The sequence below is a fragment of the Sulfurimonas sp. HSL-3221 genome, assembly GCF_021044585.1.
In the GTDB taxonomy this organism is placed as follows: Bacteria; Campylobacterota; Campylobacteria; order Campylobacterales; family Sulfurimonadaceae; genus Thiomicrolovo; species Thiomicrolovo sulfuroxydans.
Genome location: NZ_CP087998.1, coordinates 2,457,881 through 2,479,382, shown reverse-complemented (window position 1 = coordinate 2,479,382; position 21,502 = coordinate 2,457,881). Strand labels below are relative to the sequence as shown.

18 protein-coding genes, 2 tRNA genes and 3 rRNA genes are annotated in these 21,502 nt (G+C 55.0%); 17 read left to right on the top strand and 6 right to left on the bottom strand.

The genetic code is table 11. The features are described 5' to 3' along the window. The 8 genes from LOH54_RS12685 (at position 1) to LOH54_RS12650 (ending at position 8,026) form a co-directional block, all read left to right on the top strand. Positions 1-294 carry a HypC/HybG/HupF family hydrogenase formation chaperone gene (locus LOH54_RS12685; protein WP_231019474.1) on the top strand — a complete coding sequence of 98 codons (294 nt, stop codon included), beginning with the start codon at positions 1-3 and terminating at the stop codon, positions 292-294. Further along, positions 291-1,418: a hydrogenase formation protein HypD gene (hypD, locus tag LOH54_RS12680; protein ID WP_231019473.1), complete on the top strand. Its 1,128-nt coding sequence runs from the start codon at positions 291-293 to the stop codon at positions 1,416-1,418. Before LOH54_RS12685 ends, hypD begins: the two co-directional genes overlap by 4 nt. Then, complete coding sequence (gene hypE, locus LOH54_RS12675; protein ID WP_231019472.1) at positions 1,415-2,413, top strand: hydrogenase expression/formation protein HypE; 999 nt, start codon at positions 1,415-1,417, stop codon at positions 2,411-2,413. Before hypD ends, hypE begins: the two co-directional genes overlap by 4 nt. Before the next feature lie 82 nt (positions 2,414-2,495). Continuing rightward, entirely contained in the window at positions 2,496-2,837 is a 342-nt protein-coding gene (gene hypA, locus LOH54_RS12670) for a hydrogenase maturation nickel metallochaperone HypA (protein ID WP_231019471.1), read from the top strand. Positions 2,838-2,840: 3 nt separating this feature from the next. Further along, positions 2,841-3,590 (top strand): DUF695 domain-containing protein, encoded by a 750-nt coding sequence (locus LOH54_RS12665; protein WP_231019470.1) that lies wholly within the window; start codon positions 2,841-2,843, stop codon positions 3,588-3,590. Positions 3,591-3,648: 58 nt separating this feature from the next. Next, positions 3,649-5,076, top strand: a complete 1,428-nt coding sequence (locus LOH54_RS12660; RefSeq protein ID WP_231019469.1) for an NAD(P)/FAD-dependent oxidoreductase — start codon at positions 3,649-3,651, stop codon at positions 5,074-5,076. Between the two features lie 52 nt (positions 5,077-5,128). Then, positions 5,129-5,905: a 16S rRNA (adenine(1518)-N(6)/adenine(1519)-N(6))-dimethyltransferase RsmA gene (gene rsmA, locus LOH54_RS12655; protein WP_231019467.1), complete on the top strand. Its 777-nt coding sequence runs from the start codon at positions 5,129-5,131 to the stop codon at positions 5,903-5,905. Between the two features lie 36 nt (positions 5,906-5,941). After that, on the top strand, positions 5,942-8,026 hold the full coding sequence (locus tag LOH54_RS12650; RefSeq protein ID WP_231019466.1) for a ribonuclease J: 2,085 nt from the start codon (positions 5,942-5,944) through the stop codon (positions 8,024-8,026). A gap of 485 nt (positions 8,027-8,511) precedes the next feature. Here LOH54_RS12650 and pyrE read toward each other — a convergent pair whose 3' ends face one another. The 4 genes from pyrE to secG are packed head-to-tail and all read right to left on the bottom strand — an operon-like array spanning position 8,512 to position 10,974. Continuing rightward, the gene (gene pyrE, locus LOH54_RS12645; RefSeq protein ID WP_231019465.1) at positions 8,512-9,120 is read right to left on the bottom strand and encodes an orotate phosphoribosyltransferase; all 609 of its coding nucleotides are present in this window, start codon (positions 9,118-9,120) and stop codon (positions 8,512-8,514) included. Positions 9,121-9,124: 4 nt separating this feature from the next. After that, complete coding sequence (frr, locus tag LOH54_RS12640; RefSeq protein WP_231019464.1) at positions 9,125-9,682, bottom strand: ribosome recycling factor; 558 nt, start codon at positions 9,680-9,682, stop codon at positions 9,125-9,127. A gap of 2 nt (positions 9,683-9,684) precedes the next feature. Next, entirely contained in the window at positions 9,685-10,626 is a 942-nt protein-coding gene (locus LOH54_RS12635) for a polysaccharide deacetylase family protein (protein ID WP_231019463.1), read from the bottom strand. A gap of 6 nt (positions 10,627-10,632) precedes the next feature. Further along, complete coding sequence (secG, locus tag LOH54_RS12630; RefSeq protein WP_231019462.1) at positions 10,633-10,974, bottom strand: preprotein translocase subunit SecG; 342 nt, start codon at positions 10,972-10,974, stop codon at positions 10,633-10,635. Positions 10,975-11,087: 113 nt separating this feature from the next. Here secG and LOH54_RS12625 point away from each other — a divergent pair, with 113 nt between their 5' ends. The 4 genes from LOH54_RS12625 to LOH54_RS12610 are packed head-to-tail and all read left to right on the top strand — an operon-like array spanning position 11,088 to position 14,262. Beyond that, positions 11,088-12,014 carry a metal ABC transporter substrate-binding protein gene (locus LOH54_RS12625; RefSeq protein ID WP_231019460.1) on the top strand — a complete coding sequence of 309 codons (927 nt, stop codon included), beginning with the start codon at positions 11,088-11,090 and terminating at the stop codon, positions 12,012-12,014. Then, positions 12,011-12,772, top strand: a complete 762-nt coding sequence (locus LOH54_RS12620; protein ID WP_231019459.1) for a metal ABC transporter ATP-binding protein — start codon at positions 12,011-12,013, stop codon at positions 12,770-12,772. Before LOH54_RS12625 ends, LOH54_RS12620 begins: the two co-directional genes overlap by 4 nt. Positions 12,773-12,784: 12 nt before the next feature. After that, a complete protein-coding gene (locus LOH54_RS12615; protein ID WP_231019458.1) occupies positions 12,785-13,582 on the top strand; it encodes a metal ABC transporter permease in 798 nt (265 codons plus the stop codon). Then, positions 13,579-14,262, top strand: coding sequence for a methyltransferase domain-containing protein (locus tag LOH54_RS12610; RefSeq protein WP_231019457.1), 684 nt, complete (start codon positions 13,579-13,581; stop codon positions 14,260-14,262). The genes LOH54_RS12615 and LOH54_RS12610 overlap by 4 nt, the downstream gene beginning before the upstream one ends. On the opposite strand, the gene LOH54_RS12605 is transcribed toward LOH54_RS12610, so the two are convergent. Both LOH54_RS12605 and LOH54_RS12600 read right to left on the bottom strand, forming a co-directional pair. Further along, entirely contained in the window at positions 14,249-14,665 is a 417-nt protein-coding gene (locus LOH54_RS12605; protein WP_231019456.1) for a thiamine-phosphate pyrophosphorylase, read from the bottom strand. The genes LOH54_RS12610 and LOH54_RS12605 overlap by 14 nt on opposite strands. After that, positions 14,649-15,350: a Bax inhibitor-1/YccA family protein gene (locus LOH54_RS12600; protein ID WP_231019455.1), complete on the bottom strand. Its 702-nt coding sequence runs from the start codon at positions 15,348-15,350 to the stop codon at positions 14,649-14,651. Before LOH54_RS12600 ends, LOH54_RS12605 begins: the two co-directional genes overlap by 17 nt. Positions 15,351-15,836: 486 nt before the next feature. Here LOH54_RS12600 and LOH54_RS12595 point away from each other — a divergent pair. The 5 genes from LOH54_RS12595 (at position 15,837) to rrf (ending at position 20,931) form a co-directional block, all read left to right on the top strand. Further along, a 16S ribosomal RNA gene (locus tag LOH54_RS12595) occupies positions 15,837-17,340 on the top strand. Between the two features lie 125 nt (positions 17,341-17,465). Continuing rightward, positions 17,466-17,542, top strand: a tRNA-Ile gene (locus LOH54_RS12590). Positions 17,543-17,554: 12 nt separating this feature from the next. Continuing rightward, a tRNA-Ala gene (locus LOH54_RS12585) sits at positions 17,555-17,630 on the top strand. A 186-nt stretch (positions 17,631-17,816) separates the two neighbouring features. Further along, positions 17,817-20,683 (top strand): 23S ribosomal RNA (locus tag LOH54_RS12580). A gap of 132 nt (positions 20,684-20,815) precedes the next feature. Further along, positions 20,816-20,931, top strand: a 5S ribosomal RNA gene (rrf, locus tag LOH54_RS12575). The 16S, 23S and 5S rRNA genes sit together here with 2 tRNA genes alongside, the layout of an rRNA operon. The last annotated feature ends 571 nt before the right edge of the window (positions 20,932-21,502 follow it).

Here is a 21,502-nt window from a genome sequence, read left to right as displayed (position 1 = left end):
ATGTGTCTCTCTATCCCTTCAAAGGTCGTTTCCGTCGACCGTGAGAAAAACAGTGCCGTGGTCGATACGATGGGTGTCAAGCGCGAAGCGGGACTGGACCTGATGGAAGAGGGCAGCGTCAACGTCGATGACTATGTCCTGATCCATATCGGTTTCGTGATGAACAAGATCGACGAGGAGGACGCGCTCGAATCGCTCAAGGTCTACCACGAGATCCTGGCGAAGATGGACGAAGAGGAGCGCTCGCGTGTCGTCTTGGAGGATGACAATTGCGAGAACAGGGGTACACCATGAGCGAACTGAAACTCAAAGACCTTTACGACGGGTTCAGAGACCCCGCCACGATCCGGATGCTGGCCGCCCAGATCGGCGAGGAGGCAAAAGCGCTGCACGAACCGCTGCGGATCATGGAGGTGTGCGGGGGGCATACGCATACGATTATGAAGTACGGTCTGCCGCAGTTGCTGCCGGGCAACATCGACTTTATCCACGGTCCCGGCTGCCCGGTCTGTATCATGCCCAAAGAGCGGATCGACCACGCCATCGCGCTGGCACGGATGGAGGATACGATCCTGGTCACCCTGGGCGACATGATCCGCGTGCCGGGATCGCAGAGCTCCCTGGCTGTTGAACGGGCTGCCGGGCGGGACATCCGCCCGCTCTATACGCCGATGGATGCGCTCAAGATCGCCAAGGAAAACCCCGACAAACGGGTGGTCTTTTTTGCGATCGGGTTTGAGACGACGACGCCGATGACGGCAGCGCTGCTGCACGCGGCAGTCACCCAGAAGGTCGACAACCTCTATTTTCATATCAACCATGTGCTCGTGCCGCCGGCGATCGATGCGATCATGAGCGACGGCCAGGCGAAGATCAACGCCTTTATCGGGCCTTCGCACGTCAGCGTTATCACCGGGGCGAAGATCTACGCGCCGCTGCCTCAGAAGTACGGCACCCCCGTTGTCGTCTGCGGTTTCGAACCCGTTGATGTGATGCAGGGGATCCTGATGGCCGTTCGGCAGCAGGTTGAGGGGCGCGCGGAACTGGAGATCGAATACTCCCGTTCGGTGACGATGGAGGGCAACGTCAAAGCCCAGCAGCTGATCGACATGTACCTTCAGCCGCGCAGCCATTTCCGCTGGCGCGGGATCGGGGATATCCCCGACAGCGCCCTGGAGCTTCGGGAGGAATTTGCGTATCTCGACGCGGAAAAAGTGTTCGCGGAGGTGCTGCCGACGGAACCCATCGACGACCACAAGCTCTGCATCTGCGGCACGATCCTCAAGGGGCTTGCCAAACCGATGGAGTGCAAGGTCTTCGGGACGGCCTGTACCCCGAACAGTCCGCTGGGCAGCTGCATGGTCAGTTCGGAGGGGGCGTGTAACGCCTACTACCGCTATGCGGGGGTGCTCGGATGAAACAGGTACAGCTTAGCCACGGCGGGGGCGGGGAAGAGACGAACAAGCTCATCCACGACCTTTTCTACCGCCATTTCAAAAACGACATCCTCATCAAGGCAGAGGATGCGGCGGTGCTGCAGACGCAGGGGAAGATCGCGTTCACGACGGACAGTTTCACGGTCAGCCCGCTCTTTTTCGAGGGGGGCGACATCGGGAAGCTGGCGGTGGCCGGCACCGTCAACGACCTCTCTATGATGGGCGCGAAGCCGCTCTACCTCAGTTCGGCCTTTATGATCGAAGAGGGCTTCGCATTCGAGGAGCTGGAACGGATCGTCGAAAGTATGGCCAAGGAGCTGGCGAAGTCCGGGGCGAAGATCGTCTGCGGGGATACCAAGGTCGTGCCCCGGGGAAGCGTCGACAAGCTCTTTATCAACACGGCGGGGATCGGCGAGGTCAAGCGTGAAGGGATCTCTTCGCAGGCGATCAAAGAGGGCGACGTGATCATCGCATCGCGCGATATCGGACGCCACGGGGCGACGGTGCTGATGGCCCGCGAGGGGCTGGAGGTCAGCGCCGATCTCGGCAGCGACTGCGAAACGCTCTGGCCCGCCGTCGAGGCGCTGCTGGCGGAAAATATCTCCGTCAGCGCCCTGCGAGACGCGACCCGGGGCGGTCTGGCCGCCGTGCTGAACGAATGGGCGGAGAACAGTGATGTCTGCCTGGAGATCGAGGAGGCTGCGATCAAGGTCAGCGATGAGGTGCAGGGGATCTGTGAAATGTTCGGGTTCGAAGCGACGGACCTGGCCAACGAAGGCACCTTCGTTGCCGCCGTCGCACCGATGCACGCGGCCTTTGCCGTGAGTGCACTGCAGCGGTTCGGGTTCTGCCGCGACGCGGCGGTGATCGGCCGGGCGACGACGCAGTATCCGGGCAAGGTGGTGCTGCACTCCGCGTTCGGCAGCCGCCGCTTCCTCGACCTGCCCAAAGGCGAACTGTTGCCGAGGATCTGTTAGGAGTCTGCCATGCATGATGAAGCAAAGCGGAATTCCGCAGGCGTAGCCGAGGACAGTATAAATATTTTGCATGGAGGTTTCCATGCATGAATATTCCGTTGTACAGGCACTACTGGAACAGGTGGAGAAACATGCTGCCGAGAATGAAGCGGAGCGTGTGACGAAGGTGGTCGTGAAGATCGGGGTGATGAGCGGCGTGGAGCCGCATCTGCTCGAGATCGCCTTCAACACGTTCAAGGAGCGGACCGTCTGCGACGGGGCCGATTTCGTGATGAACATTCAGCCCGTCACTCTGACCTGCCGCCAATGCGGGAGTCGAAGCGAGCTGGAGAAGGTCTGGTACCGCTGCCCCGCATGCGAAAGTCTGGAAGTTGACGTCGTTGACGGCGAAGAGATGTATCTGATGAGTTTGGAAATGGAGTAGACCATGCAGGAGATCTGGGAAAACTATATGAAACCGGTGGATGGAAACCCTGCGACCGTGGCGTTCAATGCCGAGGTGGCCGATGCGCTTCCCAACGATGCGCTGGGATACGTGGGCTTTCTCAAGCTCCGTTTGAATGCGGCCACGCCCGAAGGGTTCGTCGCCGAAAACGAAGCGGACACGGTCAAAGAGATCGAGGACCGGCTGGAGATGGAGGCGCTGCGTTACCGCGTCGGCAAATATGTCGGGCGCATCGTGACGGGGGGCGAGGTCCATTTTGTCTATTACCTCAAGTACGATTTTGAGTGGCCCGACGTCATTGCCGCCACGATGGGTGCTTTCACGGATTACACCTACGAATCCGGCTCCCGGCTCGATACGGAGTGGGAGGTGTACCGCAAACTTCTTTTCCCTACGGACCGGGAGTGGCAGCTGATCCAGAACCACCACACCTGCGACCAGCTCAAAGCCGCCGGGGACAATCTCCGCATCCGGCGGGCGATCGAACACCGGGCTTTTTTCGCGAAACATGAGGGGCGCGAGCGCTTCGTCGAGCTAATCAGTGCCGAGGGCTTCAAAGTGCAGGCTGATGCTCCGCCGGAGGAGGTCAGCCCGCCGTTCGGGGTTCAGTTTTACCGCATGGACGCACCGTATTACTACGATATCGATGCGGTAACGCTGCAGATCATTGCCTGGGCGGAAGCCTTCGAGGGGCAATACGACGGATGGGAAACAAGTTTGGTAAAACAGTGATTTTTTCGTCATTAGGACGGAAGTTGTCATACAATAAGAGCAAACAGAAGGAGCTACGATGAAACGCGAAGAGTTGCTTGAACAGCGGGATGAACTTGAGCTGCCGGATACGGCGGGACTGAGTCGACGCGATGCGCTTAAACTGATGGGGATCTCCCCGGTGGCGGCGTCGGTGCTGGCCTCGACCGCGCCGGCAGCTTCAGCGGAAGCCGTCGATGTGAAGGGGAAGATCCTTATCGTCGGCGGCGGATCCGGTGCGATCATGGCCCTGGCGCGGCTGCACCGCGCCATTTCGGACCCGGATATCACGATTATCGCACCCAACGAGATCCACCTCTACCAGCCGGGACAGATCTTTATGGCCGCGGGGCTCTATACCCATGAGGATATTGTCAAGCCCAACAGCGACTTTATCCCCGATGACGTGACCTGGATCAAGGATGAAGTCGCTGCATTCGATCCGGACAACAACCGGGTGACGACCCGCGGGGGCGAAGAGGTCGCCTACGACTATTTGGTCGTTGCGACGGGCATTGTCTGCCACTACGACGCCATCAAAGGGCTCACCGAGGACGATATCGGTACGCACGGCATCTCCAGCGTCTACCTGAACAACCCCGAAGCGGGGACCGCCAAGGGCGGGGAGATCACCTGGGAGTGGTTCAACGATCTCAAAGCGGCCGCGAAGAACGGTAAACCGAAGGTCATCTATACCCAGCCCAACACGCCGATCAAATGCGGCGGCGCCCCACAGAAGATCCTCTACCTCAGCGCCGACTACCTGAAGAAGGAGGGGTTGTCTGCCGATTACGCCTTTACGACGTCGTTCCCGAACCTCTTTTTCCTGAAACCGATCGCCGACGCGCTGGGTGAGGCGCAGAAACGCTACGACAGTATCACCAACTACTTCAGCCATCACCTCGAATCGATCGACGTAGAGGGCAAGGTCGCCACCTATATCCATGCGTACGACGAAGAGGTGTACGACGAGGATTTTGACACGTATGAAACGGTGAGCAAATCCGACAGGATCGAGATGCCTTACGACTTTATCCATATCGTGCCGCCGATGAGCCCGCCGGATGCCGTGGTCAACTCCCCGCTGGCCGGCGGCGACGGGTGGCTCGAAGTGGACAAATATACGCTGCAGCACCCCCGCTTCCCGAATGTCTTCGGCATCGGGGACGTCTGCGGTATCCCGATGGGGAAAACCGGCGGATCGGCGCGACACCACGGTCCGGTGCTGCAAGACAACCTCCTGGCGGTTATGCAGGGCAAAACGTCCAAAGAGAAGTTCGACGGCTATACGGTCTGCCCGCTGAAAACCGAGTACGGCGAAATCATCATGGCCGAGTTCAACTACGAGGGATTCGCGCCGACGATCCCGTTCCTGGCACCGGAAAAACCGCGCGTGATGTGGTGGTATTTTGACGTGTATATGCTCAAACCGATGTACTGGTACCTTATGCTGAGGGGGCTGATGTAGCCTTTGCCCCCTCGGGCATGCAAAGTTAATGAAAATTGGTGTATAATGTGCCATGAATAACACACGGATTGTGGCCAAAAAACAGTTTGGTCAGAATTTTCTGAAAGATCAGAGCGTTTTGCGCAAGATCATCGAAGCGATGCCCGACAGCGACAGGAGAGTTGCGGAGATCGGGCCTGGCTTAGGTGATTTAACTAAGTTTTTAGTTGATGTCAAAAGCGTCGATGCTTTTGAGGTCGATACCGATCTATGCAAGCACCTGAATGAAGTTTTCACGGATGAGATCACTACCGGTCGACTGACGCTGCACTGCGGCGACGTCCTCGAGCACTGGAAGAGTGAGCTGCTTGATGTTCCGTACGAGTTGGTGGCGAACCTGCCATATTACATCGCGACGAACATTATCCTCAAAGCCCTCGCCGATCCGAAGTGCGAATTTCTGCTTGTTATGGTTCAGCGTGAAGTCGCGGAGAAGTTCTCCGCTTCACCTGGAGAGAAAAATTTTGGTGCACTCAGTGTGATAGCCCAGAGCGTGGCAGAGGTCAGTATCCTCGTCCATGTCCCGCCCGAAGCGTTCGCGCCGCCGCCCAAAGTCGATTCTGCCGTCCTGCTCATGAAAAAAACGGCGAATCGGGCATCGGATGCGTTTGAACAGATGCTCAAAACGGCATTTGCCCAGCCGCGCAAAACCTTGCTGAAAAATCTCTCCGCACGCTACGGTAAAGAAGAGGTCCAGGCCGCATTATCCTCTCGCGGCTACCCCTCTACCGTTCGCCCTCACCAGATCTCGACAGCAGACTATCACCAACTCTATACACAATTACATTAACAGTGACGCCCGAGGGGCGTACTGCAAGGAGTTAGGATGTCAGAAGAAACACAAGCCCCTGTCGCAGAAGCGAAGAAAAATACAGAAAACAAACCGGCCCAGAACCGTGAAGGCGAACCGCGCCGCCGCCGTTCATCCAACCGCAACCGCAGCCGCAGCCGTCAGAAACCCAAAGAGGGTGAAGCGAAAAAAGAGGGCGAAGGCCAGAGCCAGAGCCAGAACCGCAGCCGCGGCGGCCGCGGCGGCAACCGTGGGGAGAACCGTGGGGAAAACCGTGGGGAAAACCGTGGGGAAAACCGTGGCGAAAGTCGCGCGAAAAGTGGCGGCGGACGTTCCGGCGGCAACCGCAACCGCCGCCGCAACGCCCCGGCACCGACGGAGCAGAGCCTGCTGGAGAATGCGCGCCAGAACGAGGCGTCGCAGCGCGTCCGTGTCAGTCCGTATACGAAGATTGATGGGGAGGTGAAGGCGAAGGTCCGTATCACTCCGCTGGGCGGTCTCGGCGAGATCGGTGGAAACATGATGGTCATGGAGACGGATAACGAAGCGATCCTGATCGATGTCGGGATGAGTTTCCCGGACGAAGAGATGCACGGCGTCGATATTCTTGTCCCGGATTTCACCTATGTCCGCGAGATCAAAGACAAGATCGTCGGCGTCATCATTACCCACGCCCACGAAGACCATATCGGCGCGGTCCCTTACCTCTACAAAGAGATGCAGTTCCCGCTGTACGGTACGGCGCTTCCGCTGGCGATGATCGGCAACAAGTTCGACGAACACCATCTCAAAGAGTTCCGCCGCTACTTCCGCCCGATTGAGAAGCGCGTCGTCTACCAGATCGGGAACGATTTCCAGGTCGAGTGGATGCACATGACCCACTCCATCATCGACTCCTCTTCTATCGCGGTGACGACAGAGGCGGGAACGGTCATCCACACGGGTGACTACAAAATCGACCATACGCCGGTCGACGGTTTCCCGGCGGACCTGCACCGTCTGGCCTCCTACGGCGAGAAGGGGGTCCTAGCGCTGCTTTCGGATTCGACAAACTCGTACAACAAAGAGATCACGCCGAGCGAACTGACGGTCGCCCCGGCGCTGGACCGCGTCTTCTCGAAAACGAAAGGGCGCATTATCCTCTCGACGTTCAGCTCGAACATCCACCGCGTCTTCCAGGCGATCCAGGCGGGTATCAAGTACGGGCGCAAGGTCTGCGTTATCGGCCGTTCCATGGAGCGCAACCTCGAAGTGGCGATGCAGTACGAGTACATCAAGCTGCCCAAAAACATCTTCGTCGATGCGGATGACGTCAGCCGGATGAACGACAAGGACGTCCTCATCATCACCACGGGTTCGCAGGGAGAGCCGAACTCGGCACTGTTTAGAACGGCCATCGGCGAGCACCGCCATATTAAGATCAAGCCGGGCGACCTGATCATCCTCTCCTCCCGGGCGATCCCGGGCAACGAGGGCTCTATTTCGCAGATGCTTAACCACCTCGAGCGTGCCGGCGCGACCGTCGCCCGCGATCGCGATCTGCACGTCTCCGGTCACGGCGGGGCGGAAGAGCAGAAGCTGATGCTGCGTCTGGTGCAGCCGAAATTCTTCCTGCCGATCCACGGCGAATACAACCACGTTATGCGCCACAGAGAGACGGGAATCGCCTGCGGGGTCCCCGAGCGCAACATCCATCTGATGAGTGACGGCGAGTGTGTCGAAGTGACGCCGAAGTATATGCGCAAGGTCAAAACCGTCAAATCAGGCAAGACCTACATCGACAACCAGAGCAACAACTTGATCGAAGACGACATCGTCATCGACCGTCAGAAGATGGCAACGGAGGGGATGGTCATGATCGTCGCCCAGGTCAGCAAAGCGGATTCGCACCTTATCTCCAAGCCAAAGGTCAGCAGTTTCGGTCTGGTGCCGGACAAGCAGGACAAAGCGTTTGCCCAGGAGATGGAAGATGTCCTGGAACACTTCCTAACCAATCTCAAGCCGGGGATCATCGAAAACCCCAAAGCGATGGAGAACGATCTGCGCCAGGTCGTCCGCAAGCATATCTATCGCAAAATGAAAAAGTATCCGCTGATTACGCCGACGATCTTCGTCATGTGAGTTCGCCATTAGAAACGACAACTGCTTGTCGTTTCGGCGAACGATGCAGTGGAACGGAATTCCGCAGCGTAGCAAGGATAAACCGCAGGCGTTGTGCAAAGCACCGCCGAAGGCTTCCAAGCAATAGTGACAACACCACAGACGTTCTACGAAGCAACGTCGAAAACTTGGGCTCAACAATCGTCACGAAAAAATCGCCCCGTGTACTCTTCCCTTACTTCCTCAGTAAGAATAATTAGTAAGCAACGCATTCCCGAAAACATACATGTTGAAGTCATATGGGAGATACTTTTTTGAGCACCTGTTAAACCTGTTTCCTCAAATTTACCCGGTGTTGATCGATGAAAAAATACACAGGTTATTCACAGTGTGAAGTATAATAATAATTGATTATATATTTTTCTATATAGGAGCAGAAAAGGGCTTAAAGCAAGCTTTTTTAGGAGGCGGCGGAAAAAGAAATTTCCGCGCAAGAAGAGGGGCGATCAGTTCCCGCGGGAACCCGGTTTGATCGCTTCGCTGCCCGCTTTGCACATCGGGCACTCTTCGGGGGCGTATATCTCGAAATCGAAGTCCGCCAGGGCGAAGAAGGGGAGGTCGCCGGGGAGTTTGCAGCTGGGCTTCGTTTCGATGCTGCTGTGCTCACGGCGGCAAAAACCGCGGTTGGCCAGGGCGGCGAAGGCAACAACCTTCGCGCCGAGCCCTTCGACCGCGGCGGCCGCTTCCATCGCCGAACCGCCAGTCGTGATGATGTCTTCGCAGACGAGGATGGTTTCACCCTCTTTGACGTCAAAGCCGCGGCGCAGGGTCATCTCGCCGCCGACGCGCTCGGTGAAGATGTAGCGGGCATCCAGGGCCTGGGCGAGTGCGAAACCGGCAATAAGCCCGCCGATGGCCGGGGAGCATACGGTATCGATCTTCACGCCGCTGGCTTTGATCTGGTCGGCCAGGGCGTTGGCCAGCTTCATGGCCGTTTTCGGGTCCTCGAGTACTTTGGCGGACTGGAGGTAGAACTGCGAGTGGTTGCCGGAGCTGAGCTTGAAGTGGCCCTCAAGCATCGCGTCGGCATCGAGGTAGATCTGTTTGATGTCCATACGCTTACACCGTCAGGATGGCTTGTTCTTTTTGCTTGATGATCTCGTCGATCTTTGCCACCATCTTGTCTGTGATCTTCTGGATATTGTCCTGGGCACGCTTGGAGTCGTCCTCGGTGACCTCTTTGTCTTTTTCAAGCTTTTTGACCGCGTCGTTGGCTTTGCGGCGGTCGTTGCGGACAGCGACTTTGGCATCTTCGCCCATCTTCTTGAGCTTCTTAACGCTCTCCTGGCGCTGTTCGACGGTCATCGGCGGGAAGAAGAGCTTGATCTGCTCGCCGTCGTTGTTCGGGTTGACACCGATATTGGCTTTGGCGATGGCGGTTTCAATGTCGCCCAGCAGCGGTTTTTCCCACGGAGAGACGGTGATCGTCGTTGCATCCGTGGCCAGGACTGTCGCAACCTGGGAGAGAGGAGTCGCCGCTCCGTAGTAGTCGACCTTGATGCCGTCGAGCACCTGTGTCGTTACTTTCCCTGTCCGGATCGTTTTGAACTGGCTCTGCATGTGCTCGATCGCACCTTCCATGTCCATTTCGCACTCTTGATAAATTTCGTCAAGCATTCTTACTCCTTTACTAAGATGATACTCTCTTGTTTCCGGCCGACCCGGATAAAGACCCGGCTGCGCGGCAAAGCGAGCATCACATCGGTTTTTACGCGGATTTCACCGTTTTCGACGGGAACGCGTACCCACTCCCCGCCGCTGATAAAGTACTCGGCAGTGCGGTATGTCGGTGCAATTTTAGCGTGTATTTCTTTTATTCTGCCATCTTCGGGCCACCGCAGGGGGGCGATCCACTCGGTGTCCAGGCGCTCGATTTTCAGTTTTTGCGCAATCAGGTTTTCGCCGGTCAGTGCCGTCCGATCGAGATCGTGCGGGTCACTGTCGGCGTTGACCGCGCCACTGTTCTGGTTGAGGATCAGTTCAAAGCCGTAGCCGGCGATGCCCGCCTTGACCTCGGGGTTGTATTCACCGTAGGGGTAGGCGTAGTAGCGCGGTACACGGCGGAGCTGCTTGGCAAAGGAGAGCAGCCCCCGGTCGGTGTCATCTTTGAGCATATAGGGCACGAGGTGGCACTCATGGCTGTGCCCATAGCCGTGCAGGCCGAGCTCGCCGTACTGTGCCGTATCGCGGATCTGATCCCAGGTCATGAAGTCGCCGTAGTTCTTGTCCGCCGCCGCGACATAGACAAAGAGGGTAAAGGGGTAGCCGTACTCGCGGAAGATCGGCAGGCCGTTCTCATAGAAGCTTTTGTAGCTGTCATCGATGGTGAGCACGACCCATTTGTCGTCAATGGGTTCGTGCCCCTTCAGTGCCTTGGCCAGACGGGAGAGGGGGATGACTTTGTAGCCGTTCGTCTTGAGGTAGTCGAACTCGGCACGCAGCGTCTGAATGGAGGTATTGGTGGCGGCATGCTGTGCATCGCCGAAACGGTGGAAGACGAAGATGTGCGCGTCCGCGAAGAGTACCAGCGGCAGCAGCGCAGTCAGCAGGAGGCTGCGCATGGCGGGTTAGTTGGAGGTGTTGGCTTCGACAGCAGGCGCTGCCGGGGCAACCGCACTCTCTGCAGCGCTCGGGGCTGCCGCTGTAACCGGTGTGACGATCTCGTCAACGACGGATTTATTGGCGGCCTGCGAGTAGAAGTAGCCCAGAGCAATCGTGTTGGCTACGAAAAGGAAGCCGAAGAAGAAGGTCGTTTTTGCCAGGAAGCTTCCGGGCCCTTTGGCGCCGAAGACGGACTCGTTGGAACCACTGTAGGCTCCCAGACCGATGCTGGAGCTTTTCTGCAGCAAGACGACGATGGTCAGCAGGATCACCAGCACGACCTGGACGATCAGCAAGAAAGAAGTCATTGTTATCCTTAATCATTCGCTTTAAAGTGGCGAATTATAGCGAAAAAAACCCCATTCTATAATGGGCAGGGGAAGCTTCGCTATAATTCGGGGAAGAAAGCCGTGGAGAGATTTTGAAAAAAGCGATCATTGTTTTACTGGCATTGTTGACGGTTTTGGTGCTGGCCCTCGTGGTTATGGTACCGGAGAAAAAGGTGCAGGCCGGTAAAGCGGATGTCGTCGTGACGACGTTCGCGCTTTACGATATCGCCCGCCACCTCCTGGGCCAGGATGCCGAGGTGGCCATGCTGATCCCGTTCGGGCGGGAAGTGCACACCTTCGAGCCGACGCCGCAGGATATGATCCGGGTGCAGAAGAGCCGGCTGTTCCTTTACAGCGGCGCGGGCCTCGAACCGTGGACGGAACCTTTTGAGTCATTCGGCAACGCCAGGGACATGAGCCGGTACGTCCGTCTGCACGAAGGGGGGCATTCGCACCACGATGCAGCGGGGGAGACGCACGAAGAGGATCGCCACGGCACCGATCCGCATTACTGGCTTGATATCGACAATATGATTGCGCTTGTCCGCGGGGAAGAACAACTGTTCACTTCGGCATTCCCCGCCCTGGATGCCGTGAAACTCCGGGAACGGGCCGCCGCCTACATCAAACGGCTTGAGACCCTTGATGCCCTTTACCGCAAACGCCTGAGCGACTGTCGGCTTGATACGATCATTGTCAGCCATAACGCCTTCGGCTACCTTGCCGAACGCTACGGCTTCCATGTCGACGCCGTTACCGGACTCTCTCCGGATACGATGCCCGATGCGAGAACGATGGCGGCTCTGACCGACATCGTACGCGAACACGGCATCAAAACCCTCTTCTACGAATCGTTTGTCAGCGACAAGCTGGTAGCATCGCTGGCAACGGAGACGGGCGTGCGGGTGGATGTGCTCCAGCCGCTGGCGAACATCACCGCCGACGAGATCGGGGCGGATTATTTCCGCCTGATGAATGCCAACCTGCTGAAGCTGCATGACGCAATGGAGTGCAAATGACCTTTGAGCCGGCCGTTTTCGAGGTCGAACATCTTGACTACAGTGCCGGCGGTCAGACGATCCTCTCGGACGTATCGCTGAAGGTCCTCCAGGGGGAGTATTGCGCAGTGATCGGTCCCAACGGCGGCGGGAAGACGACGCTCGTTCGCCTGCTGCTTGGGCTACAGAAACCGACGTCGGGCCGTATCAGCCTCTTCGGCGAGCCGCAAAAGCAGTTCCGACAGTGGGCGCAGGTAGGGTATGTCCCCCAGCAAGTGACGCAGACGGATCGTCTTTTCCCCGGTAGCGTAGAAGAGATCGTCCGTATGGGGCGTATTTCCGGCCTCGGATGGGACAAGCGGTGGCATGAGAACGACCGCCGCATCGTTGAGCGGGCCATGGAACGGATGGAGGTGACGGGTCTGCGGCAGAAGCTTGTCGGCGAGCTCTCCGGCGGGCAGCGCCAGCGGGTCATGATCGCCCGTGCGCTGGCCTCGGAGCCGAAAGTACTGATCCTCGATGAGCCGAATACAGGTGTCGATCAGCCCTCGCAGCAGCGCTTTTACGCCCTGCTGCGCCAGCTCAATCAGGAGGAGCGTCTGACGATCCTCTTCGTGACCCACGATGTGGGCGTGATCGCCGATGACATCGCGCGGGTCTTTACGGTCAACCAGCGGCTTTCAACCTGCAATGACCCGAAAACGCTGCTCAGCTGCGAGGGGATGAGCGAACTTTACGGCATCGATGCGCACCTGCTCAGCGCGCATCACCGTCATTGACGAGGAGAGAGGATGCTGGAACTTTTCCAATACCAGTTTATGGTCAATGCGTTTCTCGCCGGGATCATGATCGCACTGCTTGCCTCCTTCAGCGGGGCCTTTGTCGTCCTGCGCCGCTACGCGCTGCTGACAGAGACCTTGGCGCACTCGGCCCTGGTCGGGGTCGCCGTCGGGATCCTGACCGAGACCAACCCGGTCTGGATGGCGGTGGCGGCGGCACTGCTCAGTGCATGGACCATCGAGTACCTGCGCAGCTTCTTTCACCTCTACTCCGATGCCGTCCTGGCCATTTTCCTTTCGGGCTCCCTGGCCCTGGCCGTCATCATCGTCTCCCTGGCGGGGGCGTTCAACAGCTCGCTTTTCAGCTACCTCTTCGGTTCGATCCTTTCTGTCTCCACGGAAGAGGTCTGGACGATTTTTGCCGTCGGTGTCCCGGCCCTGGCGCTGCTGGGCTACTTTTATAAAGAGTTCTACTTTATCGCCTTCGATGAAGAGGTCGCCAAGACGGGCGGTATCCCCGTGACGCTGCTCAACTTTATGCTGGTCAGCATCGTTGCCGTCATTATCGCTCTCTCCATCCGTATCGTCGGGACCCTGCTGATCGGCGCGCTGATGGTCATCCCAACCGTAGCCGCCCTGCGTTTCCGCCAGGGCTTTTCCGCGACAGTGGGGCTCTCCGTGCTGTTCGCACTCTTTTCCGTGGCAGCCGGCATGCTGCTCTCCTACGCTTTCGCACTTCCCAGCGGCGCGACCATCGTCATGTGCGTCCTGCTGATCTTTGTTATCTCCTTGGTGATCAACCGCCGATGAACGTTCAGAACGAGTTCTCCCGTTATGCCGACCACTACGGCAGCTATAACATTATTCAGAAGAAAGTGGCTGAAAGACTGGTCGCGGGGGTGAAGGATGCACCGCAGCACCTGCTCGATATCGGCTGCGGGCGCGGTGCCGTCGCAGAGCAGATAGCGTGGCCCTATCAGCAGCTTGTCGGCATCGATTTCGCGCCGGGGATGCTGGCACTGCACCCCCAGGGGGAACGGATCACCTGTTTGCAGGGGGACTTCGACGATCCCAAGCTCTACGCCTCGCTGAAGGCGACACACTTTGACCGTATCTTTTCCGCCTCCGCCCTGCAGTGGTCGCCGGACCTGGCCCACACTTTCGCACTGATCCGCTCACTCAATGCCCCGGTCTCTCTTGCAATCTTTACAGCCGGAACGTTCGGGACACTTTTTAAGACGGCGGGGCTGCCGCCGCTTCTGCGGAGTGCCGACGAGGTGGAGCGTTTGGCAAAGCGGTTCTTCAATGCATCATGCGAAGTGGTCCGCTACTCCCTCGCCTTTGACAACACCCGCGATATGTTCCGTTATATCAAACGCAGCGGGGTCAGCGGGAACCGAAACGTGCTCACCTATAAAGAGACGAAACAGCTGATGGAGAACTACCCTTTGGACCGGCTGGAGTTCGAGGTACTTTTTATTCAGAGCTGAGCAGGTGCTCTTTTTCCAATGTATAGAGTTCGTAGCGGATCTGCTTGAAGGTTTCGGAGAGTGCCGGATCGACGATCTTATACATCTCTTCCAGTACCCGTGAGGACTCCTGGGCCCGCTTGTAGTTGGCGATGAGAATGCTTTTGACCGAAGAGCGGTTCAGTTCGCTCTTGATCGTCGGACGCAGTACATCATTGATGCTGTCCCGGGAAGAGAGCAGGTTTTGCAGATCGTCGATTCTACTTTTATGGCGAAGGGCTTTGAGGCTGGAAGCGGTTGTTTTGTCGTTTTGGAGATAGCGGGCGATATCCTCGATAACGCGGATGCCCTCTTTGAGGCGGTTCAGGTTGGCGTCGATCACCCGAAAAAGATCGGGTGAAAGGGCGTCAGTCTTCGCTGCCACCGAAGATGCCCAGGAGCTGGAGCAGGTTGACGAAGATATTGAAGAAGTCGAGGTAAAGGGCAACGGCCCCCTCGATCGGTGTCTCAAACATCCCGCGCATGATTGCCTGCGTGTCGTAAACGACGAAGATGCTGAACAGGAAAACCGCAGCGGCGGAGATAATGACGGCCATCATCGGGCTTCCGAGGAAGATGTTGACGATTGAGAAGCCGATGATCACCAGCAGTGCGATAAAGAGCGGCTTGCTGAAAGAGGTAAAGTCTTTCGTCGTACGGATGGCGTAAAAGCTCATGGCCCCGAAGATGACGGAGGTCATGGCAAAAGCGTTACCGACGATCGTCGCGCCGCCGGACATGCCGAGGACAACGGAAAGCAGCGGGGCGATCATCATACCGGTTGCGAACGTGAAGGCAAAGAGCAGGATCAGGTTGAGCCCCTGCTTGTGTTTGGCAAAGTGCAGACCGATCAGCAGACCGATGACCAGGAAAAAGAGCGGCCAGTGCATGGCCTGAAGAGTACCGGCGATCGGAATCCCCACGTATGAACCGACTGCCGCAGCCATCAGGGAGGCGGCAAACAGTTTATAAGTCTCTTTTACAAATGAAACGACCTGTGTTTCACTGCGGTTGGCTGCGTAGTGATCCGCTGCTCTTCCGCGTGCATATTCTCTATCATAAAGTCCCATAGTCTATTCCTCTATTATATTGGAGTTTGATTTCTGAACTATACATGGTTCATGTCAAACAGATAGTAAATAAAATCGGGGTGTTTGGCGCGAAAATACAGGGTAATAGCAGCAGCAGATCGACAGATGTATATTTTTGTAACAAAAATAGGGTGAAAATGGGCCAAAAAAAAGAAATTTGACATATTTTGCAATTCCTCCCGAAAACCTCTTGACATTGCTTTAGGAATCCCCTATAATTCCCGTCCACAAACGATGAGAGGCATCGAAAGAAGCCGATCAGCCGGGTCTTCGAGTTGAAGATTTGGGAAGTTTGAGATCATTGAAAACTAAGCAAGTGGGATGGACAGATGCGAGTCTGGAAGTCTTACTTAGATAAGACACAATTTAACCGTCTATTACTATTAATAGTGATAGACACTATACAGCCAATGATTTTATATCTTGGGCTGGATCAGTAATCGTTTCTTCGGAAACGTCTTTTCAATTATGGAGAGTTTGATCCTGGCTCAGAGTGAACGCTGGCGGCGTGCTTAACACATGCAAGTCGAACGGTAACAGGGAAGAGCTTGCTCTTTTGCTGACGAGTGGCGCACGGGTGAGTAATGTATAGGTTACGTGCCCCTCAGTCTGGGATAGCCACTGGAAACGGTGATTAATACCGGATACTCCTGTTCGCAGGGAAAGGTTTTTCGCTGAGGGATCGGCCTATATTGTATCAGCTAGTTGGTGAGGTAAGAGCTCACCAAGGCGATGACACATAGCGGGTTTGAGAGGATGATCCGCCACACTGGTACTGAGACACGGACCAGACTCCTACGGGAGGCAGCAGTGAGGAATATTGCACAATGGGGGAAACCCTGATGCAGCAACGCCGCGTGGAGGATGACGCATTTCGGTGTGTAAACTCCTTTTATTAGGGAAGAAAATGACGGTACCTAATGAATAAGCTCCGGCTAACTCCGTGCCAGCAGCCGCGGTAATACGGAGGGAGCAAGCGTTACTCGGAATCACTGGGCGTAAAGGACGCGTAGGCGGGTTTTTAAGTCAGGTGTGAAATCCTATGGCTCAACCATAGAACTGCACTTGAAACTGGGAACCTAGAGTATGGAAGGGGCAGATGGAATTAGTGGTGTAGGGGTAAAATCCGTAGATATCACTAGGAATACCGAAAGCGAAGGCGATCTGCTGGGACATAACTGACGCTGAGGCGTGAAAGCGTGGGGAGCAAACAGGATTAGATACCCTGGTAGTCCACGCCCTAAACGATGAATGCTAGTCGTCGGGGCTCTTGTAGTTTCGGTGATGCACTTAACAGATTAAGCATTCCGCCTGGGGAGTACGGTCGCAAGATTAAAACTCAAAGGAATAGACGGGGACCCGCACAAGTGGTGGAGCATGTGGTTTAATTCGAAGATACACGAAGAACCTTACCTGGCCTTGACATTGATAGAATACTGTAGAGATACGGTAGTGCCAGTTTACTGGAGCTTGAAAACAGGTGCTGCACGGCTGTCGTCAGCTCGTGTCGTGAGATGTTGGGTTAAGTCCCGCAACGAGCGCAACCCTCGTCCTTAGTTGCCAGCAGTTCGGCTGGGCACTCTAAGGAGACTGCCTTCGCAAGGAGGAGGAAGGTGAGGACGACGTCAAGTCATCATGGCCCTTACGGCCAGGGCTACACACGTGCTACAATGGGACGTACAGAGAGTTGCGATACCGCGAGGTGGAGCCAATCTCATAAAGCGTCTCTCAGTTCGGATTGTACTCTGCAACTCGAGTGCATGAAGCTGGAATCACTAGTAATCGTAGATCAGCTAAGCTACGGTGAATACGTTCCCGGGTCTTGTACTCACCGCCCGTCACACCATGGGAGTTGATTTCACCCGAAATCGGGATGCCAAACTGGCTACCGCTTACGGTGGAATCAGCGACTGGGGTGAAGTCGTAACAAGGTAACCGTAGGAGAACCTGCGGTTGGATCACCTCCTTTCTAGAGTAACCGGGCCTCATTCGTTTGAGGGCCCGAAGAGAAAATCTCACACAGAGTTGTGTCTGTCCGCTTGCTTGCTTAGTTTTCAGTGATCTGTGTTCTATTGAATTAGAAATGCCGAGAAGGGGCCTATAGCTCAGCTGGTTAGAGTGCACCCCTGATAAGGGTGAGGTCGGAGGTTCAAGTCCTCCTAGGCCCACCAGGATCACTATGTGGGGAATTAGCTCAGCTGGGAGAGCGCCTGCTTTGCACGCAGGAGGTCAGCGGTTCGATCCCGCTATTCTCCACCACGGATGAAGCCTAATACGAGTACTTGATGAAGTATTCATATTAGACTTCTTAGTGTATAAGAGTCTAAATCGTTCATTGAATTATCATTGTTAAAGTCAACAAATATAGTAAGAAATTACTATATGCAACTACAATTGAAGATTACAGTCTTATTCATATTGAGTAAGGCAGTAAGCGCTAATTAGAATAAAGATATTAAGAGCTATAGGTGGATGCCTAGGCTGGTAGAGGCGATGAAGGACGTACTAGGCTGCGATAAGCCTCGGGGAGCTGCCAAGAAGCTTTGATCCGGGGATTTCCGAATGGGGCAACCCGGCACGGTGCGAATCGTGTCACCCTTCGGGGGGCGAACCAAGGGAAGTGAAACATCTCAGTACCTTGAGGAAAAGAAATCAACCGAGATTCCCAGAGTAGCGGCGAGCGAAATGGGACTAGCCCTAAAGCGTGTAGTGTGTTAGCAGAATCCTTTGGAAAGAGGAGCCATAGAAGGTGATAGCCCTGTAAGCGAAAACTATCTACATGTTATTCGAGTAGGTCGGGACACGTGTTATCTTGACTGAACATGGGGGGACCACCCTCCAAGGCTAAATACTACTACCAGACCGATAGCGAACCAGTACCGTGAGGGAAAGGTGAAAAGAACCGTGGTGAACGGAGTGAAATAGAACCTGAAACCTATAGCTTACAATCATTCGGAGCCCCATTCTTTATGAGGGGTGACGGACTGCCTTTTGCATAATGAGCCTGCGAGTTGTGGTATCTGGCAAGGTTAAGCGAACGCGAAGCCGTAGCGAAAGCGAGTCTTAATAGGGCGATTAGTCAGATGCTGCAGACCCGAAACTGAGTGATCTATCCATGAGCAGGTTGAAGCTGGTGTAAGAGCTAGTGGAGGACCGAACCGATAGGCGTTGAAAAGCCTCCGGATGACTTGTGGATAGGGGTGAAAGGCCAATCAAACTCAGTGATAGCTGGTTCTCTCCGAAATATATTTAGGTATAGCCTCGAGTTATTAGCATACAGGGGTAGAGCACTGACAGGGCTAGGGCTGCTCACCGCGGTACCAAACCCTATCAAACTCCGAATACTGTATGCCTAACCTCGGGAGTCAGGCGGTGGGTGATAAAATCAATCGTCGAGAGGGGAACAACCCAGACTAGCAGCTAAGGTCCCTAAGTTACATCTAAGTGGAAAAGGATGTGGAGTTGCTGAAACAACCAGGAGGTTGGCTTAGAAGCAGCCATCCTTTAAAGAAAGCGTAACAGCTCACTGGTCTAGCGATTCTGCGCCGAAAATATAACGGGGCTAAGATGTACACCGAAGCTCTAGACTTAGTTTTACTAAGTGGTAGGAGAGCGTTCCATTCAGCGTTGAAGGTATACCGGCAAGGAGTGCTGGAGCGGATGGAAGTGAGCATGCAGGCATGAGTAGCGATAAAAGCAGTGAGAATCTGCTTCGCCGTAAACCCAAGGTTTCCTACGCGATGCTCGTCATCGTAGGGTTAGTCGGGACCTAAGTCGAGTCCGAAAGGGGTAGACGATGGCAAATCGGTTAATATTCCGATACCGACTGTAGAGCGTGATGGAAGGACGCATAGGGCTAAACGAGGTCACTGATGGAATAGTGGCTCGAAGGATGTAGGTTGTAAGGCAGGCAAATCCGCCTTACATGAGACCGAGATCTGACAGGCTGTCGACGCTCTTCGGAGCAGAAACAGAATCGTTGATGCCGTCGTGCCGAGAAAAGTTTCTAAGCATATCTACAGTCGCCCGTACCGTAAACCGACACAGGTGGGTGAGATGAGTATTCTAAGGCGCGTGGAAGAACCCTGGTTAAGGAACTCTGCAAACTAGCACCGTAACTTCGGAATAAGGTGTGCCCGTTGTATGTGAAACCCCTGCGGGTGGAGCAGAAGCGGGTCGCAGCAAAGAGTCCCTCCCGACTGTTTACCAAAAACACAGCACTCTGCCAACACGTAAGTGGATGTATAGGGTGTGACGCCTGCCCGGTGCTCGAATGTTAAAAGGATCCGTTAGCTTTGCGAAGCGGTGAATTGAAGCACGAGTAAACGGCGGCCGTAACTATAACGGTCCTAAGGTAGCGAAATTCCTTGTCGGTTAAATACCGACCTGCATGAATGGCGTAACGAGATGGGAGCTGTCTCAACCAGGGATCCAGTGAAATTGTAGTGGAGGTGAAAATTCCTCCTACCCGCGGAAAGACGGAAAGACCCCGTGCACCTTTACTATAGCTTGACACTGCTATTGGGATATTCATGTGCAGGATAGGTGGGAGCCGTTGATTATATGACGCCAGTTGTATATGAGGCACCCTTGAGATACCACCCTTGAATATTCTGATAGCTAACTGCGCAGAGTTATCCTCTGTCAGGACAATGTCTGGTGGGTAGTTTGACTGGGGCGGTCGCCTCCTAAAAAGTAACGGAGGCTTACAAAGGTTGGCTCAGATGGGTTGGAAATCCATCGCAGAGTATAATGGCATAAGCCAGCCTGACTGTGAGACGTACATGTCGAGCAGAGTCGAAAGACGGTCATAGTGATCCGGTGGTTCTGTGTGGAAGGGCCATCGCTCAAAGGATAAAAGGTACGCCGGGGATAACAGGCTGATCTCCCCCAAGAGCTCACATCGACGGGGAGGTTTGGCACCTCGATGTCGGCTCATCGCATCCTGGGGCTGGAGCAGGTCCCAAGGGTATGGCTGTTCGCCATTTAAAGCGGTACGCGAGCTGGGTTCAGAACGTCGTGAGACAGTTCGGTCCCTATCTTCCGTGGGCGTAGGAGAGTTGAGGAGAGCTGACCCTAGTACGAGAGGACCGGGTTGGACGAACCACTGGTGCACCGGTTGTCCTGCCAAGGGCACCGCCGGGTAGCTACGTTCGGATGTGATAACCGCTGAAAGCATCTAAGCGGGAAGCCAACTCCAAGATGAACTCTCCCTGAAGGACGCATGAAGACTACATGCTTGATAGGCTGGGTGTGTACGCAGAGCAATCTGTTTAGCTGACCAGTACTAATAGTCCGTTCGTCTTTTTTCCCTAAAATTAGTGTCTTACTGCCTTACTGAATATGAGAAGCTGTAATCACTGTAGTTGCCGTTGACTTTAACAATGAAAACTTCCCGACACAGTCGGATCTAAGATCACTTCGGTGCTTTTAGATCCGATTGTCCAGGTGGCTATAGAGAGAGGGAAACGCCCGGCCCCATTCCGAACCCGGAAGCTAAGCCTCTCATCGCTGATAATACTGACCCTTGCAGGGTTGGGAACGTAGGTCGCCGCCTGGTTCTCGGAATTTCTTCACATTCAAACAATCACAACAATTTATTACCAACAATCTCTTAAGTCTAAACTCCGGCGGCTATGTTCGCTTTATACTACGTATTCGCTCTTCATCTATCTTACTTTACTCCTGTAAAAACGCAACCCCGTTGCCTTTTTTCATGAGATATCCTGGTTCTCGGATTTATCCTTCTTTACTAATCCTCCTAACTTTTAAAACCAATTACACTGTCTTACTTTACACCTGCGGCTATGCTCGCGTCGTACTCCGTACTCGCTTCCTATTTATCTTACTTTTCGCATAGACAAGCACAACCTTGTTGCCCTTATCCAGATCATGTCCCGCCTATTTATAGCGCACTTCTATGAATGCATATTATTTGTGAGCAATGTTGGTCTGGGATACAAATATTCAACTCGTAAGATCATTAACAATCTATGAATGATTAGTGCTGTATTTTCCTCTATGTCATTCTAGTCACCCTGGTTGTTTTCCTATCAAATAATAGTCTTATCTGCTTCGTTGCAATCTTATCCTGGCATGTGTTTTATGTTCTATGAGATCTCGCTATAAGC